Origin of the sequence: Porphyromonas levii DSM 23370, assembly GCF_000379925.1 — a bacterium.
GTDB lineage: Bacteria > Bacteroidota > Bacteroidia > Bacteroidales > Porphyromonadaceae > Porphyromonas_A > Porphyromonas_A levii.
The window spans coordinates 1-16,323 of the sequence record NZ_KB904242.1; the positions used below are offsets into that span (position 1 = coordinate 1).

Here is a 16,323-nt window from a genome sequence, read left to right on the forward strand (position 1 = left end):
CTAAAACTATTTTGTTAGTTTTGTAGTGTGTAGCAGTACATTTGACTCCAAGAAGCCCATATACATGTCGTAGAAAACTGGTATCCATTGCGTAATTAAGCGTTTAGTGGATAATTCGCTCAATTATAATGGATTTCCAGTTTTCTTTCAAATTTTCAAAGAGAAAAATAACCCCGTCGCCCATATCTTGCGGATTTCATCCCGCAAGATGATTGGTGTATACAAGCTGACGCAGGAGTCTCAAGGGATCACGGTAACCGCCATCACGCAGAATATCGGATGAGACAAAAAGGGATGTATGAAGCATACTTTTTAGATGTAATGCTAGCATCCGAAAGTTTAATTAAATTTGCTTCTAAAGTGTCGGAAATAATGCGAGAAGCTACTGATGAAGAGTTTCTGTCCATTCCAAAGCGTTCTCTTACAGATTGGTTGTTAATCGACTTATTTGACTCATAAGACAAACAAGCATGTTGATAACAAGCCATAATTTTTTCTTGCTTCGTCATCTCAGAAAGCTTTTTCCTAGGAAACATTTTTACTCGCGTATAATGAGTTCCCTTTTCAAACTTAGGTGCTGGCAATAGCATTTTTTCTATTCCAGCAATAGCCCGATCTATACCACTGCCACGCCTCTCACAAAAGTTTAGCAAAAGCATAGCTTGAGCTAACTCTTCATTTCGAGAACGAGGAGGCATATCTAATAAACGATTAATATCTCCTAAAGGAGATCCAGGATTAGTAATAACTAATCTATTCTTGAATATTTCTATTGTGACAGGCATACCTGTGATAGCAAAATCTTGATGAATCAACGCATTGGCAACAAATTCTCGAATTGCAACAAGAGGATAAGTTGGCTCTAAAGTTCTTACACTTTGAATCTCTTCTGTGGACGAGTTTGCCATAATATAATCAACCAACCCCTCAAAGCCAACAGCATAACCATATGTCCCAACTTGTTCGTGTAAAAGCTTCAGATTGTTATTCCCGTCATATATTCTAACAATAACAGACCTGTTTGACAACTCTTCAAAATTCTTAATACTTTTCGCAAAAAGTATAGCACCTAAATTAGTGACATCCCACAACCCTTCCTCATTTCCATTTACACAATATCCAAGGTCAAATAGTTTATCTAAAATCAAGCTATTATCTTTAGGGGGCTCTTTTTCAAGAATTTCATAAAGCTTTTTATAATCCAAAAGAGTCAACACTTCATCTTTCGTCAGCCCCTTTCTAGCAATCATTTTCTCAAAACTTTGCCCTTTAGATTCCGCAATTAAATATTTAATCTGAGCCTCGTCCATTTTCATTGTAGAGCCACCAGATCTAGTATACGCGTCATAAATTCGCCCACGTTTATAAATTGGCTTATTTACCTGTTCGGGAATCCTAACAAACAACAAGCTATGTCCTTGATATTCAAGCACTGCATGTTCAATGGAAATCGCTATTGAGAGATTGTTTTTTGCAATATTAGCTAACTTACGCACAATCTCTTCTATATTATCTTGGGTTAATAACCCAAAAGAAGCATCATTATTAACACCATAAACAAGATAGCCACCACCTTTATAATTCGAGAATGCACACAAGTGTTCTGCAAGTCTTTCGCTTTTATCAGACAAATCACTTTTCCAGTCTAATTGATTCAACTCACTAGGTATTGGATATAGACTATTCTCTAATGTCTCCAATGCATTCTCTTTCCAATCCGTATTTTTACCGTTGCCCATATAAGATGATTTTCAAGTCTCAAATGTAACTATTATTCATCACTCACCCTTCCTCTTTGGTAGAACACCTACTTCTGCTTCAAAGAGGGCAAGAACCTCATTCACTTTATCCAAGCGAACTGTCGGTTTGCCCGCCTCAAGTTCTCGGATAAAACGGATACCAACCCCAGCCTTCATACTGAGATCAATCTGTGTGAGCCCGTACTCCTTTCGATTCTCCTTTACAAACTCTGCTATTGTCATATCCATTAAATTATACTCGAGATGATTGATTATACCGCAAATATACACTTTTCCCTCGAAATAACACCTATCGGGTACAAAATACCCGCAATCTGTAGCCCACAGCCCCCCCCAAGAAACCAATTTAGGGTTAGTTTTTTAGGGCACTTAGAGGGACGACCAAGACTCCATCATTTCTCTGATAGCTATAGGGGCCAGTTCCAGTTAAGACCATCAAAAATGAAGGGGCGGGCATCTTATCTGTGTCTATCTTGCTTGCGAGTTTCTTAAGGGTCTCTGCCCCTTTTTCTATCAAAGTATCTCCGCCAAGTTTTATCTCGATAAGTCCATAGTGACCATTTCTAAGATGCAGTACCGCATCGCACTCAAGACCATTTCTATCTCGATAGTGGTACACCTGACCATCAAGTGCATCAGCATAGACTCTCAGGTCTCTTACTGCCATCGTTTCGAAGAGCAAACCAAATGTATTGAGGTCTTTAATCAAGTCATTCGGTCCTACCCCTAATGCTGATGTCGCAATAGATGGATCGACAAAGTATCGGGTATCTGAAGTGCGAATAGTCGTTTTGGACCTCAAGTTTGGACTCCATGCAGGCATATCTTCAATCACAAAAATTTGCTTCAATGCAAGTAGATACGAGGAAATAGTCTCTTCTGTCATGGTCACCAAGTGATTGCTTGACAAATCTTGGTAGATAGTAGATATTGGGGCTTGGGTGCCTTGATGCCTTGCATACGAACGAAGTAACCTTTGGGCAAAAACAGCATCACGATTGACCCCATCGACTCTTGAGATATCACTATTGACTACGGCATCTAAATAGTTATTAGCCTGAAGTAGTGCGGCTTTTTCTGATAAGTTCAGCGAGCCTGGCCACCCTCCCCTACAGAGTAAGTAAGCCAATTGTGCCAACGAATGGTCTTTGGCTACTGCTGCTTTCACCTCTTTGCCTTGGAATAGTTCACCCAAACTCATTGCCCCAGTGGAATCCTCCGACTCCCAAAGGCTCATCGGTCGCATGGTCAGCCAAGCAAACCGCCCTGTTCCTGAGTGGGTTATTTCCGAGGTGTTTGGTGGTACTGCAGAACCAGTAAAGATAAGCTGACCTGGCAATCCTCTCTGGCTTACTTCAAAGCGAGCAGCATCCCATAGCTTTGGGGCTAATTGCCACTCATCAATCAATCTCGGCGTCTCTCCTTCAAATAACATCAATGGCTCTGACTCTGAGAGAATAATATTTGCCTCCCGAGTCCGTGGGTCGTCCATATAAAGGACGCTCTTGGCTTGTTGCTTAGCCGTTGTGGTCTTACCACACCACTTGGGACCTTGTATTAGTACCACTCCTGCTGCTTCTAATTGGTCACTTAGAAGTTGATCTGCTATCCTATTTCTATACATACTATTCACGAATGAAAAACCAAATAATCGCCTTCGCAAATATACACAGACATTTACTGATTAACAAATAGTTACGATAGTTATTCCGTCAAATGACGCATTTCCATTCCGGCAAATAGCAGGTTTTCATTCCGGCAAATGACGTATTTTCATTCCGGTAAATGGCAGAAACTGTATCAAGGACAAAGAAAGTTCCCTGAATTTCCCGATAGTTCCCTATACTTCCTCATCTACTGATTGGTCATCAATAGTTATTTATGTTTGCAAAAAAGACAAGAACAAGCATGAATAATTACAAACAGGAACAACACATCCTATTTTTGACCATTTTGGGGGTCAGTATACTACTCAGTACCTATGCAAGGTATCAAGTGCAAATATGTGGTGCTGATCGTTTTACCTCGATAATTACCTTTATCTTTAGCATGCTGATACTGTATGCTGGCTTTTTATTGATTCGTAGCTTGCTCTATGAGGTCATACAACTATTTCTAAAACGACGACAAGAGACCGTGCCCCAAGCACCTTCTCTTGTCGCAGAAGTAGTGTCGGAAGACACGGAGCCATTCAAGCCTTCTTCCGAGTCCTCCTTTAACTATTCTGAGTACAAAAAGAATACACTTGAACTTCGTCTCCAGGAAGAGCAAGAGAGAGTTAATGCTATTATCACCTACTCTCAGAAGACATTAACTCCCTATATTTCAGAAGAAGAGCTCAAAACGCTATGTGATGAGCTACGGCTATTTCTCACTTCACAATGGAATCAAGATGAAGCACAATCCGTCACTATCTCCTCTGAGCTAAAGACAATCGACCTAATGCACTTCGGGTGGAATATCGCCCAACCATTCAAAATACCACGAAAGGAGATTGCCCTTTTTCTCAAAAAGACATTCCCAAAAGCGTTATATGATGTTGAAGTCAGCACCATACAACGCAAACTAACCAATTCAGAAAGCAAAAACCTGATCCCTCTTCAAGAAAATATCATCAATGAAAAGCACTTCAGCCCTTCTGAAAGTTATCCATAAGTTACTTGGTGGTGGGCTTGGTCACCATTAGAACACCCATTTCCTTTGCTTGCAAATAATTAACAACGCGGGGTAACTCGCACAAATTATTAGTAAGTATATGGAAAAGAAGATTTCATTTGATGAGCTACCGAAAGCGGTAAGCGAACTGACCGAGCAGGTCTCAACTCTTACGGAGATAGTCTCCGCACTGCAATCATCTAAGCCAAGTGAAAAGACACTTATCGGTATGGATGAGGCGTGCGAAGTCCTTCAAAAAGCCAAACCTACCATTTATGCCCTTGTTCGTAAGGGGGCTATCCCTTCTTACAAGAGAGGAAAGAAGCTCTATTTCTACAAAGAGGAGCTGATTCAGTGGATTGAGAGCGGACGAAAAGCAGTTTCACAGCCCATTTCATCAGAAGAAATGTTAGCTATGATGCGGGCTAATGTCCGTAATAAGCCTAAATCAATCAAGTAATGATGGGGCATGGAAGAACAGACCATCATACCAGAGTTCCTCCTTGACAAGGCTAAAGAGTTGGGGCTATCATTCTCTGACTCCTCTTTTCCCGTAGAGATCTTCCCTGCAAAGATTGAGAAAATCATTGCCGAAGTACACAAGTGTCAAGGCTTCCCAATTGACTACATCGCTTCCGCTATGCTGGTAGCAATTGCCGTTGGCATTGGGAATACTCATCTTGCCCAGCTCAAAAGGGGCTGGCAAGAGAGTCCTATACTCTACATGGCTTTGGTAGGAAGACCTGGAACGAATAAGAGCCATCCACTCAGTTTTGCGATGCAACCATTTTTGGAGTTTGACTACAAGGCAAACAAAGCCTATGACCTTGCTTACGCAGAGTATGAAAAGGTGATGCAAATGTCTCGTAAGGAAAGGACTGATAGTGGTATCACAGAACAACCCGAAGAGCCTATTCGCAAGAGATTTCTGGTCTCAGACATCACTCCCGAAGGACTTAGTCTGATACATGCACAAAATAAGAGAGGACTTTGCCTCTGGGTAGATGAGCTATCCACGTGGTTTAAGAACTTCAATCGCTACAATAGTGGCTCTGAAGAGCAGTTCTGGCTCTCTGTATTCAGTGCTAAAGCGACCATTAATGACCGCAAAGGCAGCCGAAACTCAATCTTTATCAAGAGACCTTATATCTCTGTCGTCGGAACAATTCAGAAGAATATTCTGGGGGAGTTAGCCAAAGGCGAACGCTCCAATAATGGGTTCATAGATCGCATCCTTTTTGTCATGCCCAACATCCAGCTGAAAGCACTATGGAGTAGAAATGAACTGCCAGAGAATACGGAACAGGAGTGGTCGGACATTATCCGCACCCTTGTTGAGATTGATTGTCCATTAGATAGTGAAGGGGAAGTTACTCCACATATTGTCCCATTCTCCTTCGAAGCAAAAAGCAGGCTCTATGCATGGCAAGAAGAGCACGCCCGAATATGCGATACTGAAGCGAATGAAACACTTGTGGGAATCTATTGTAAGCTTGAAATCTACATCATCCGCTTTTGTCTCATCATTCAGCTTGCCAGATGGAGCTGTCAGGAGGCGGACAAACAAAGCATAGATGCAACTTCTGTAGAAAGAGCTATTGCACTCACAGAATACTTTCGTTCAATGGCTCAGCAAGTGCAGGTGGTCATGGAGTGCAATCAGCTCAATCAGCAACAGCGACAACTACTGATTGAACTACCATCAAGATTTCAAACAGCCGAAGCCTTACAGATTGGAGATCGTCTGGGCTTTAAAGAAAGAGCCATAAAGGACTTTCTCAGCCGAAATATCGGCACCCTTTTCACCAAAGAGAGACACGGACAGTACAAGAAAATAAATGTATAACCCACGCACTTTCCACATTATCCGCATTTCGGGAGTTGAAAGTGTGCAAAGTGTGGATAGTGCGAGATAATTCAGAATAAAATGAGCGACTTTAGATTTATGCTTGAACCCTACAAAGGGAGCAACACAAGACATACTTGCCCTGCTTGCGAACGCCCAAGGTGCTTTGCTCGATATATTGACACAGAGGGCAAGATTCAATTTCCTAACCATGTGGGGCGATGCGACCACGAACATAGTTGCAGCTACCACTACACACCTAAGGAATACTTCGCAGACAATCCAGAAGAGAAGAAAGGGCTTTTCAACTCTGACGCCTACCGCTTGATTAAAAGCACCAAAGCAATAACACCTCCCTCCTATATCGACCGAGACCTGATGGAGCAGAGCCTACAGAGTTATGAGCAAAACAATCTTTACATCTTCTTGGCTCATCAATTGGGAACTGAAAGGGCAACGAACCTAATGCGACTCTATCACATTGGGACTTCAAAGCACTGGGATGGGGCGACTATATTTTGGCAAATTGATACGCATAATCAAATCCGAACAGGTAAAGTCATGCTCTACAATCCAAAAACTGGTAAGCGGGTAAAGACCCCATTCAATCATGTCACTTGGGTACACAGTCTGCTACGCATCCCACACTTCAATCTGAGACAATGTTTCTTTGGGGAGCATCTTCTCTCTAAAGAAAAGCAGAAGCCCATCGCAATAGTGGAAAGTGAGAAGACTGCTCTGATTGCTTCTTTTTACCTACCTCAATATCTCTGGATTGCTACGGGAGGCAAGAATGGATGTTTTAGGGCTGATACACTTACTCCGCTTATGAAAAGACAGATAGTTCTTTTCCCCGATCTCGGTGCAACCGACTATTGGCAAGAGAAAATGACCATGATGAGAAAGATTGGCTTTGAGGTTCGTCTCTTTGATTATTTGGAGAAAACCGCTTCCGCAAAAGACCTCAAAGCGGGGTATGACATCGCTGATTATCTACTCCAAATCGAACCCAAAATAGAGCCTCTTAACAACCTAACACTCACTAAAGAGGTTGAAAATCTCTATCAAAAGGGCGGAAAAGAATCTCTTGAGGCAAAGCCTACCCCACGTAAGAGGGGCTTCAAATTGTAGGGTAGCAAGTTTGTGTTTTGGCATACCCAAAACCTCACTTGCCACCCCCAAGGCGGAGCCAATTTAATCCCGATGGTCTCCATTTAGATAAGCAGAAAAAGGACTTGCCTATCGGAGAGATTCACGTTCGAACTAAAAGTTGTTCGAGATCGAACTCAGAGTAATTTCTGTTCGAATCAAAATTTTAACACAACGACAATTGAAAAGAATATGACTAAAAATAGAGGAGGGCGACCAACGAAACAACCCTCAGAGAAAAGGAGATATCCAGTTCAGTTGAAACTGAATACGATTGAGTACTACACCTTGAAGCGGAGAGCAGCCGAAGCAGGGGTGAATCGGAATGAGTTCTTACGCATGCTGATTGCCGATGCTAAGATTCAGGCACGCATCACGCCCGAACAGATGCACGAGATTCGCCAACTGACAGGGATGGCAAATAATATCAATCAGATAGCTCGTAGTCTGAATACTTATGGGATAAGGGTTCTTCCTGAAGAACTGGAAAGGCTGAGAGAACTAATTACCCAACACCTTAAGGAGTTAAAGCCATGATTGCGAAGATAATTAAGGGGACTTCCTTTTCGGGAGTTGTTCGTTATATCCTCAGTAAACCTGAGGGTGAAGCCGTGATTCTGAAAGGTGAAGGGGTAAGAGAAAGCATTGCATCCGACATTGCCCAAGACTTTGATCTGCAAGCATCAATGAATAGCCGAGTGAGGAAGCGGGTATGCCACATCATACTCAGCTTTTCTCCAGAGGATGCGGATAAACTTAGCAATGCCCTGATGACACAGATAGCTGAAGAGTACCTCAAGCGGATGGACGTGCGAGACACGCAGTACCTGATGGTTCGCCACTACAATCGTGAGCATCCGCACCTACACATCTGCTTCAATCGTATTGATAACTACGGCAAAACCATTAATGACCGCAATGAGAAGTACCGCTCCACACGCATTTGCAAGGATCTGACGGAGGAGTTTGGGCTGACCTTTGGCAAAGGAAAAGAGCTGGTTAAGCGACAGCAGCTCAAAGGCAATGACAAAGTCAGATATGAGATTTATGATGCCATAATGCACGCTCTTCGTGGAGCCAAAGACTGGAGGAGTTTTATAGCCACCCTGAGTAAACATGGAGTTACAACCCACTTCAAGCACAAGGGGAAGACCGATCTGATAGAGGGAGTGCTCTTTGAGAAGGACGGTGTCACCTTTAGTGGTTCGAAGATTGACCGCTCATGCAGCTACTCAAAGCTCAATCAGCACTTCAAACAGATAGTAGCACAGCAAGCAGAGCAACCGAAGGAAACGGAAAACTATTCGGAATCAGCAACAGTGGATTTATTTCCAACCACCTACACTACTTCAGATGAAATAGCAGAAGCCATTTGGCAACGAAAACTAAGATATCAAGCAAACAAAAAGAAAAAAGGAAGAAAGTTATGAATGATGAATTTAGAACATTACTTGACCTACTCGAGGAGGTCAAGCAACAGAACAAGGAAATCAAGACTTCCGTCGCAAATCTTGAGGGCAGACCCAATGGAACATCCACAGAAGTATTTGAACAGGAACTTCAAGCCTTGACCAAAACCTTACAATTGGTCTTAGACGACCACATCAAGTGGAAAAAGGAGCTTACGAAGGTTGCAATTGTATTGGGAAAACGCATCGCAGAAATCAAAAATGGGTTTGCGAATAGCACCAAGGCAAGCAACGAAGTGGTTGCTAAGTTAGAGGAAACTCAAAGCACTCAAACTCCGTCAATTACCAAGAAGTACTTCTTACTTGATGCTAAGCGGTGGATTCAGTGGGCTATCTGGGGAATACTTGTCCTTCTAGTTACTGGCTTTTTCAGTTGGAATATCCACTTGCATAAGACTAACCAAAGTCTCAAGGACTACGCCCTTCGATACCGCATACTCAGGATGCAACACTCCGAGAGTAACGACTCCTTTGCCCAGTTGGACAGCATCTTTGAAACACATCGCTCAGAAAATACCATTGAGCAACTCAGAGAACGTGTCACTAACTACGAAGCAGCAGTTCGCCGTCAGGCTGAACTTCTCCACCGACAGCAAGAGCAACTTATGAAAGAACAGGAAGAATTAAGTAGGAAAAATAAACGATAGAAACGAAGATTTTAACATAAGAATAGACAAGGCAAGCACAATAGAGTAAACTCGATCGTGCTTGCCTCATTCTCTAAGTCAGGCTTTTGCTCATTTGTTCTATGCAACGGCGCTTCTGGTCGAGATTCGGGTGAACGTATAAATCCAGCGTGGTACTGATATTTGCGTGTCCCAAAAGAACGCTCACTGTTTTGTAATCGCATCCGCTCTCGATACAGCGTGTGGCAAAGCTGTGCCTTAGTCCGTGAAACTTTATCCGAGGCATCCCCAACTCCTCCATCAATGCGTGATAATACTCTCGATAAGTGCGGGGTTCGGTAGCTTTAGGTTCGTTGGTCAAGACATAGTATTCAGGATTGACGACCTTGCAAAAAGGTTTGAGCATTCTTTTCAGCTCTCGACTCAAAGGTATTTCCCTCAGAGAATTACTGGTTTTGGGCGTACTCTCTACGACCTTAGTCGTTCGGCTTCCATCTGCCTCGATGATATAAATACGCTGAAGCGAACGACTGACACGAATCACTCCCTCTACCCAATCTACATCTTTCCACTTGAGTGCACAGAGTTCACCGATGCGCATCCCTGTACTCAGACAAATGAGAATGCCCAGATTACGAAAAGTAAAATGCTCACGCACATGCTTCATAATCTTGCTCTGACACTCCCGAGGGAGCACTTCTATCGCAGGCGACTTACATTGGGTCGGATATTTGAGATCCAGCTCCACGTACTGCCAGCCAAAATGCTTGACTCCAAATCGCTGTATCATCTTGAGGGTGATGATTAGATCTTTGATCGTCTTCAAGCTAAGCCCTTGTCCTATTTTCTGTAAAATAAAGGCTTGGCATACCTCTTCTGTTATGTCATTTACATTCGAGAAGTAAGGCAATAGATGATTGTCTACCTGCAAAGCATAGACAGAATAAGTCCCTTGCTTAACATACTGAACTTTGTCCTTCAGCCAAGCACGAACTACTTTTTCAAAAGAGTTTCTACTCATAATGTTTCTCTATTTAGGATTGGTTTTTGATGTCCCGACAAGATACACCATACTTGGGAGAACACTCCCCTCCTCAATTGTCCCCCTTTGAGATTCCCCGAATTCTCCGACCCTTGGCAACAAACCACCCTAGGAGAGATAGGCGAAATCCGAATGTGCAAGCGAATATTAGCCAATCAGACGAACAAAGAAGGAGGCATCCCTTTTTTCAAAATAGGAACAATAGGGAAGAAAGAGGATAGTTATATACCAGAAACTCTCTTTCATGAATATAAAAGTAAATATCCTTATCCGGATAAAGGGCAGATCCTAATAACTTGTGCTGGAACTATTGGGCGTTGCTTAGTCTTTGATGGCAGTGATGCATATTATCAAGATTCCAATATTGTTTGGATTGATAATGAGGAAAGCAGTATTACTAATCAGTATCTATTTTATGTACTAAATGGTACAGATTGGTCAAAACTCAATACAAGCACAATAGTTAGGTTATACAACGATGATTTGAGAGCATTATCGATTTCTTTGCCGTCATTGGAAGAGCAAGAAAAGATAGCGGAGTTTTTGTCGTTGATTGACGAGCGGATAGAGACCCAAAGGCAAACAATTGAGGAGCGAAAGAAACAAAAGAAAGCCCTCCTGCACCAAATTTTCTCTCAATCCCTCCGCTTCCCCGACTTCTCCGACCCGTGGCAACAAACCACCCTCGGAGAAGTGTGTACGATTAAAACTGGGAAACTTGATGCTAACGCTATGGTTGAAAATGGATCTTATCCTTTTTTTACATGCGCAAAGCAAACCTATCAAACGGACACATATTCGTTCTCAGGGGAGGCAATCCTAATAGCGGGGAATGGTGAAGTTGGGCTAACGAAATACTATAACGGAAAGTTTAATGCTTACCAACGAACTTATGTTTTACAATCTTTCAGCAGTGATATTATTTTGCTTTTCATCAGAAATCACATAGACTATGCCTTGCCTAAGCGTATCATTTCGTTCCTAAATGGAAGTGCAATGCCGTATATCACGCTCAGCACTTTGAGTGACATGCCCATCTCTTTGCCATCATTGGAGGAGCAGAGGAAGATAGCGGAACTATTGGCTATCTTTGACGAAAGAATTGAGGCGGAAGAAGCGTTGCTTAAGTGTTACAAGGCACAGAAACGCTACTTATTGCGTCAGATGTTTGTCTAAGTAAATCATTGTACTGATTATGAGTTCCGATTTTCGTCCCGACTTGATGACCAAGGATATAGTTTATTGTTTGCTTGAGCAATGCCCCCAAGCCAATAGTTGCCTGCGCCATCTCGCCTACCGACACTCCTCTCCGTTCTCGATACACTCATTTGTAGATCCTCGCAGAGCGGTAAGCGAAACTTGCCCTCACTACCTGAGCAATCGGGTACAGCGTCAAGCCAGAGGTTTCAAGCGGGCTATTGGGCTTCTTCCTTATCGTAGCGTCGCTGCGTTTCGCGGGCGAATATCCTATGAGTTAAACTGTGGTCGGAGCCATTTCTACCGATATTCATCGGGAGAATATCCTCTTATCGAAGCCCAACAAACTACTGTCCGTGCTGTATTTCAAGAATTTGGCGTCGAACAAGAGGAACTCTTTGATGCGTACGAAGAAGCCTACGAACTTCCTTTCTAAGACTTTCTCCCTCTTCCCCTATACTTTCAGCCTTCTCTTCCCCTTTCTCTAGATGCTCTCATCGTTATGGGACTGTCCTCCCATCACTGTGGGACGGTAGTTCCATAATGGAGAGACGGCAGTCCCACGCCTATGGGACTATAAAATACGTTATATGAAATGTTCAAATGCTCAGACTGAACCTCTGCCATTCCTCTACTAAACGAACATTTTTCGCAAAAGATACCGCTTCTGCTCTTCGTACTTCCCGAGCAACTTCTCCTCCACCTCTATCCGCTCGTCAATCAGCGACAGAAACTCCGCAATCTTCTTTTGCTCAGCGAGAGATGGAAGAGGAAGAGACGTCTTAGAATAGTCTTTGAAATATATATGTGGGATTCCAGAGCCTGATACATATTGCCTGAAATTAAATTGAGATAAAAAGTAGTAAATGAATTTTTGATGAACCATTTCGGATTTGCTACTTAAGCTATTTAATGTGGCGAGGAAAAAATGTTTTCCTTTGATATACTGTACACGCCCCACGCCAGAACCATCTTTTATAATCAGAATACTCTCCGTTATAGGGTTATCTACTTCCGCACGCCCCACATAACCAGAAGCACCCCAAATAGGAATACTTCCATCTGTTTCTATATCCTTTTCTGTCAGATTGGAAGAGTGACATACTACGTTCCTTCCGAGGGTGGTTTGTTGCCACGGATCGGAGAAGTCGGGGAAGCGGAGGGATTGAGAGAAGATTTGGTGTAGGAGGGCTTTCTTTTGTTTCTTTCGCTCCTCAATTGTTTGCCTTTGGGTCTCTATCCGCTCGTCAATCAACGACAAAAACTCCGCTATTTTCCTCTGCTCAGCAAGGGATGGAAAGGAGGTCTTTAATGGAGATATAAGTTTACTGCTGATTGAATAGACCTTTGTCCCTTGTGCTACTCGTTTGATTTGTTCTCTGAGATTGTTAGAGGCGAATAAGTACCCCTTAAATCCTATAGCTATTTTATCCTTAGAACTACGAGCATGAATTGTATGTAAACCAGCTAAAACTTTAACCTTATCGCAGTCTACTAATTCTATCGCTTTTCCAACGTCATGAGTGTCTTCAGATGCATCTGCAATCACAAGATCTCCCGACTTACAGAAACAATATCTCCCAGTCTCTATTTCCTCGTTTATGTATGGAAGTTTTGAGGAAGTTGGAGAACATATGATTGGCAATTCTTTATGTATTAGCCCGTAATGTATATTATAGATATTTCCAGAGGAGTAATTCAATTGCTCCCAAGACAAAGAGTTGGTGGGAAAGAACTCCAGTAATTCGCCGAGGGTGGTTTGTTGCCAAGGGTCGGAGAATTCGGGGAATCTCAAAGGGGGACAATTGAGGAGGGGATTATTATTCGTTGTCATAGTCATTACTTTATCAGTCCGAGCTCTCGGAGGTAAACATCTATTTGTTGGTCAAGGGCTGTGCGACGTGCTTCGAGCGATTCGATTTCGCTCATCACAGCCTGAATATCTATCTCCTCTTCCTCTTCAAACGTATCTACATAGCGAGGTATATTGAGGTTGTAATCGTTTTCCTTAATCTCGGAGAGCGGAACGCATCGAGAGTATTTGTCTATCTCCTTGCGGTATCGGTAGGTATCTATAATCTTATCGATGTCGTTTGGCTCACCATTCTCCCCTGTGCGCAAACGGTTTTGCTTTTTATCCTTGGCAAACTCTCGGCTCGCATCGATAAAAAGCACATCGTCATTGGTCTGGCACTTCTTGAGGACAATGATACATACCGGAATACCCGTAGAATAAAAGAGCTTGGGCGGCAAGCCGATAATGGCATCTATGCTTCCATCTTCAAGTAATTTCTGCCTAATGGCACGCTCTGCACCCCCACGAAACAGTACCCCATGTGGCAGTATAATCGCCATAGTACCGTCTTGGCTCAGATAGTGAAAGCCGTGCAGGAGGAATGCGAAATCAGCGGCTGACTTGGGTGCCACTCCGTAATTTTGGAAACGGAAGTCCTGAGCAGTCTCTTCCTTGGGGTTCCATTTGAGGCTAAAGGGGGGATTGGCTACGATGGCATCGAACTCTACTTTTTCACTGGGATTATCATTATTGAGGAACGCCCACTCATTTGCCAAAGAGTCTCCGTGGAATATCTCAAACTCCGTATCCTTTACTCCATGCAAGAGCATATTCATACGAGCGAGGTTGTACGTGGTGACATTCAGTTCTTGCCCGTAAATACGTCCTATTCGGTCGCCCATCTGTTTGCGAACATTGAGCAACAATGATCCGGAACCACAGGCGAAGTCCAATACCTTTTTGATACCTTCTTTAACGCCACGATCGGGATTTTGTGCATCCAGAGCAACAATACGAGACAGAATAGTGGATATGGCTTGAGGGGTGTAGAACTCCCCTGCCTTCTTTCCTGAGCCTGCGGCAAATTGGGCAATTAGATACTCGTACGCATCGCCGAGCGCATCTATATCCGAAGAGAAAGCTCCTATACCCTCTGCGATCTTGAGAATGATCACACAGAGCGTATCATTCTTCTGTTGGTAAGTCTTTCCCAGTTTCTCAGAAGAGAGGTTTACCTCAGAGAACAAGCCCTTGAATGTACTATCGAAAGATTCCGTTTCGATATGCCTGAACCCCTCCTCTAATGTGTCAAGCAGATCCGAGCTTTGTGTACGAGCCAATTCTACTATATGGCTCCATAAGTATTCCGGCTTAATGACGTAGTGAATCTTTCGACGCATCTGAGCTTCAAACTCTCCGATGTCTTCGCTGTTTTCTGCATACCATCTTTGTAGAGCAGTCTCTCCTATCGAGAGCGCTTCTTCATTGGGATAGTCTCTGCCTAGCTCTCTCTTTGCTGCTTGCTCATAATTGCCAGACAAGTAGCGAAGGAAAAGGAATGAAAGCATATAGTCGCGAAAGTCATCAGCATTCATCTTGGAACGCAACTCATCTGCTATAGCCCATAGTGTTTTACCTAAAGCCTGTTGGTCTCTTGCTGTCATATTCTTTTATCCATTAAGCCTCTCTTGGAGGAAAGAGGTCGGGATTAAACTTGTAGTTCTTTATAAATGCGCTCAAGATTTGCTTGAACAGCTCTTTGTTATCTTCCATCATCTCCTTCGGCTCATAAAGAGAATAGTTTCCGTGAGTTAAGATGTTTATCATGCGACTGTATAGAGGAGACTCTTCTTGAATATCTTTGTTTTTGAAGCATTCATCAAATTTTTCATATCCATGAAATGAAGCTGCTCTCTCAAGCACATTTCGAAGCATTGCAAAGTGATAGGTATATAGTTCTCCAGACTCAGCTCGCTTCCATAACTCTTCTAACATCGCAACATGAAGAAATCGAGGGGTGTCATTTGTATAGCTAACACAATAGCCATCCTCTCCGTTCTTTTTGAAGTGTAAGCAGCAACGACTTTTGGATTTAAAGACATTCCAAAGGGCATTATAGAAGAGAGCATGGTGCGTTGAAATCACTACTTTTCTTGGTCCATCTTTTAATATCTCTCCTAACAAAACTGCTACTGCAACAGCATTGTTGTCATCCAAAGATGAGATAGGGTCATCAATGTAGATATACTTTACCCAAGAGTAACCCTCATCTCCATCCAATACCAATTGTACGATGGCTAAGAAAAAACACCATATAAAGATAGTTTCCTCTCCTCTTGATATTTTGATGTTATCTATAACAGTTTCTTGGTTTGGATCCTCTCCTTCCCTCAGGTTGAGAACTCTTGAGAAAGAAATACTTCCGTCTTCATAGTCTATTTGAAAATCAATATCCGAGAAGCGCCCCCAAAACACTCTAATCTTATCTTCAAGAGCATATTCTTTAGCTCCACTAAAAAATGAAGACTTTAGATTCATTTTGAGTACTCGAGTCGCATCTTCGTCAAGATCATTATCCCACGAAAACAAATCTTCTGTAAAAGCATTGAAATAGAGTGTATCTCTTTCTCCTCCTATCTTCCCAAGATCCTTGAACTCCATAGACAAACGAGTCTTTCCCACTCCATTGTAAGCATATAAGAGAATGATTTTCTTTTCCTCTAGTTTGTCCCGAATATCTCGAGCTAGTTGCCTTAAGTCACTAAAATGATCCATGCATTACTT

16 protein-coding genes are annotated in these 16,323 nt (G+C 42.7%); 9 read left to right on the forward strand and 7 right to left on the reverse strand.

Annotation, left to right across the window (positions count from 1 at the left end):
* Window positions 1–263: 263 nt before the first annotated feature.
* The 3 genes from A3GG_RS0103835 to A3GG_RS0103845 all read right to left on the reverse strand — a co-directional run bounded on the left by A3GG_RS0103835 (window position 264) and on the right by A3GG_RS0103845 (window position 3,384).
* On the reverse strand, window positions 264–1,739 hold the full coding sequence (locus tag A3GG_RS0103835; protein WP_018358000.1) for an ATP-binding protein: 1,476 nt from the start codon (window positions 1,737–1,739) through the stop codon (window positions 264–266).
* Between the two features lie 39 nt (window positions 1,740–1,778).
* On the reverse strand, window positions 1,779–1,988 hold the full coding sequence (locus A3GG_RS0103840; RefSeq protein WP_018358001.1) for a helix-turn-helix transcriptional regulator: 210 nt from the start codon (window positions 1,986–1,988) through the stop codon (window positions 1,779–1,781).
* Between the two features lie 124 nt (window positions 1,989–2,112).
* Entirely contained in the window at window positions 2,113–3,384 is a 1,272-nt protein-coding gene (locus A3GG_RS0103845; RefSeq protein WP_018358002.1) for an ATP-binding protein, read from the reverse strand.
* A gap of 284 nt (window positions 3,385–3,668) precedes the next feature.
* Between A3GG_RS0103845 and A3GG_RS11780 the strand changes: the two genes are divergently transcribed.
* The 7 genes from A3GG_RS11780 (at window position 3,669) to A3GG_RS0103880 (ending at window position 9,526) form a co-directional block, all read left to right on the forward strand.
* Window positions 3,669–4,415 (forward strand): hypothetical protein, encoded by a 747-nt coding sequence (locus tag A3GG_RS11780; RefSeq protein WP_018358003.1) that lies wholly within the window; start codon window positions 3,669–3,671, stop codon window positions 4,413–4,415.
* A gap of 100 nt (window positions 4,416–4,515) precedes the next feature.
* Window positions 4,516–4,875, forward strand: a complete 360-nt coding sequence (locus A3GG_RS0103855; protein ID WP_018358004.1) for a helix-turn-helix domain-containing protein — start codon at window positions 4,516–4,518, stop codon at window positions 4,873–4,875.
* A 9-nt stretch (window positions 4,876–4,884) separates the two neighbouring features.
* Window positions 4,885–6,261 carry a DUF3987 domain-containing protein gene (locus A3GG_RS0103860; RefSeq protein WP_018358005.1) on the forward strand — a complete coding sequence of 459 codons (1,377 nt, stop codon included), beginning with the start codon at window positions 4,885–4,887 and terminating at the stop codon, window positions 6,259–6,261.
* Window positions 6,262–6,342: 81 nt separating this feature from the next.
* Window positions 6,343–7,392, forward strand: a complete 1,050-nt coding sequence (locus tag A3GG_RS0103865) for a DUF6371 domain-containing protein (protein ID WP_018358006.1) — start codon at window positions 6,343–6,345, stop codon at window positions 7,390–7,392.
* Between the two features lie 210 nt (window positions 7,393–7,602).
* Window positions 7,603–7,947, forward strand: a complete 345-nt coding sequence (locus A3GG_RS0103870; RefSeq protein ID WP_018358007.1) for a MobC family plasmid mobilization relaxosome protein — start codon at window positions 7,603–7,605, stop codon at window positions 7,945–7,947.
* Window positions 7,944–8,840: a relaxase/mobilization nuclease domain-containing protein gene (locus A3GG_RS0103875; RefSeq protein WP_018358008.1), complete on the forward strand. Its 897-nt coding sequence runs from the start codon at window positions 7,944–7,946 to the stop codon at window positions 8,838–8,840. Before A3GG_RS0103870 ends, A3GG_RS0103875 begins: the two co-directional genes overlap by 4 nt.
* Complete coding sequence (locus A3GG_RS0103880; protein WP_018358009.1) at window positions 8,837–9,526, forward strand: hypothetical protein; 690 nt, start codon at window positions 8,837–8,839, stop codon at window positions 9,524–9,526. Before A3GG_RS0103875 ends, A3GG_RS0103880 begins: the two co-directional genes overlap by 4 nt.
* A gap of 73 nt (window positions 9,527–9,599) precedes the next feature.
* Here A3GG_RS0103880 and A3GG_RS0103885 read toward each other — a convergent pair whose 3' ends face one another.
* Window positions 9,600–10,526: a tyrosine-type recombinase/integrase gene (locus A3GG_RS0103885; protein ID WP_018358010.1), complete on the reverse strand. Its 927-nt coding sequence runs from the start codon at window positions 10,524–10,526 to the stop codon at window positions 9,600–9,602.
* A gap of 87 nt (window positions 10,527–10,613) precedes the next feature.
* Here A3GG_RS0103885 and A3GG_RS11785 point away from each other — a divergent pair, with 87 nt between their 5' ends.
* Both A3GG_RS11785 and A3GG_RS13345 read left to right on the forward strand, forming a co-directional pair.
* Entirely contained in the window at window positions 10,614–11,723 is a 1,110-nt protein-coding gene (locus A3GG_RS11785) for a restriction endonuclease subunit S (RefSeq protein WP_033408336.1), read from the forward strand.
* Window positions 11,724–11,742: 19 nt separating this feature from the next.
* Entirely contained in the window at window positions 11,743–12,180 is a 438-nt protein-coding gene (locus tag A3GG_RS13345) for a DUF6078 family protein (protein ID WP_156808666.1), read from the forward strand.
* 198 nt (window positions 12,181–12,378) lie between these two features.
* Here A3GG_RS13345 and A3GG_RS0103895 read toward each other — a convergent pair whose 3' ends face one another.
* From A3GG_RS0103895 to A3GG_RS0103905, 3 genes are all read right to left on the reverse strand, one after another.
* The gene (locus tag A3GG_RS0103895) at window positions 12,379–13,293 is read right to left on the reverse strand and encodes a restriction endonuclease subunit S (protein WP_345908491.1); all 915 of its coding nucleotides are present in this window, start codon (window positions 13,291–13,293) and stop codon (window positions 12,379–12,381) included.
* A 290-nt stretch (window positions 13,294–13,583) separates the two neighbouring features.
* Entirely contained in the window at window positions 13,584–15,203 is a 1,620-nt protein-coding gene (locus A3GG_RS0103900; RefSeq protein WP_018358013.1) for a type I restriction-modification system subunit M, read from the reverse strand.
* A gap of 13 nt (window positions 15,204–15,216) precedes the next feature.
* The gene (locus A3GG_RS0103905) at window positions 15,217–16,314 is read right to left on the reverse strand and encodes an AAA family ATPase (RefSeq protein ID WP_018358014.1); all 1,098 of its coding nucleotides are present in this window, start codon (window positions 16,312–16,314) and stop codon (window positions 15,217–15,219) included.
* Between the last annotated feature and the right edge of the window lie 9 nt (window positions 16,315–16,323).

What these genes read in the sequence shown, in the direction of transcription:
- A3GG_RS0103840 (WP_018358001.1), bottom strand. Translation starts at nt 1,988, where the DNA reads ATGGATATGACAATAGCAGAGTTTGTAAAGGAGAATCGAAAGGAGTAC.
- A3GG_RS0103875 (WP_018358008.1), top strand. Translation starts at nt 7,944, where the DNA reads ATGATTGCGAAGATAATTAAGGGGACTTCCTTTTCGGGAGTTGTTCGT.
- A3GG_RS0103880 (WP_018358009.1), top strand. Translation starts at nt 8,837, where the DNA reads ATGAATGATGAATTTAGAACATTACTTGACCTACTCGAGGAGGTCAAG.
- A3GG_RS0103860 (WP_018358005.1), top strand. Translation starts at nt 4,885, where the DNA reads ATGGAAGAACAGACCATCATACCAGAGTTCCTCCTTGACAAGGCTAAA.
- A3GG_RS0103900 (WP_018358013.1), bottom strand. Translation starts at nt 15,203, where the DNA reads ATGACAGCAAGAGACCAACAGGCTTTAGGTAAAACACTATGGGCTATA.
- A3GG_RS11780 (WP_018358003.1), top strand. Translation starts at nt 3,669, where the DNA reads ATGAATAATTACAAACAGGAACAACACATCCTATTTTTGACCATTTTG.
- A3GG_RS0103865 (WP_018358006.1), top strand. Translation starts at nt 6,343, where the DNA reads ATGAGCGACTTTAGATTTATGCTTGAACCCTACAAAGGGAGCAACACA.
- A3GG_RS0103885 (WP_018358010.1), bottom strand. Translation starts at nt 10,526, where the DNA reads ATGAGTAGAAACTCTTTTGAAAAAGTAGTTCGTGCTTGGCTGAAGGAC.
- A3GG_RS0103905 (WP_018358014.1), bottom strand. Translation starts at nt 16,314, where the DNA reads ATGGATCATTTTAGTGACTTAAGGCAACTAGCTCGAGATATTCGGGAC.
- A3GG_RS0103855 (WP_018358004.1), top strand. Translation starts at nt 4,516, where the DNA reads ATGGAAAAGAAGATTTCATTTGATGAGCTACCGAAAGCGGTAAGCGAA.
- A3GG_RS0103870 (WP_018358007.1), top strand. Translation starts at nt 7,603, where the DNA reads ATGACTAAAAATAGAGGAGGGCGACCAACGAAACAACCCTCAGAGAAA.
- A3GG_RS0103845 (WP_018358002.1), bottom strand. Translation starts at nt 3,384, where the DNA reads ATGTATAGAAATAGGATAGCAGATCAACTTCTAAGTGACCAATTAGAA.
- A3GG_RS13345 (WP_156808666.1), top strand. Translation starts at nt 11,743, where the DNA reads ATGAGTTCCGATTTTCGTCCCGACTTGATGACCAAGGATATAGTTTAT.
- A3GG_RS0103835 (WP_018358000.1), bottom strand. Translation starts at nt 1,739, where the DNA reads ATGGGCAACGGTAAAAATACGGATTGGAAAGAGAATGCATTGGAGACA.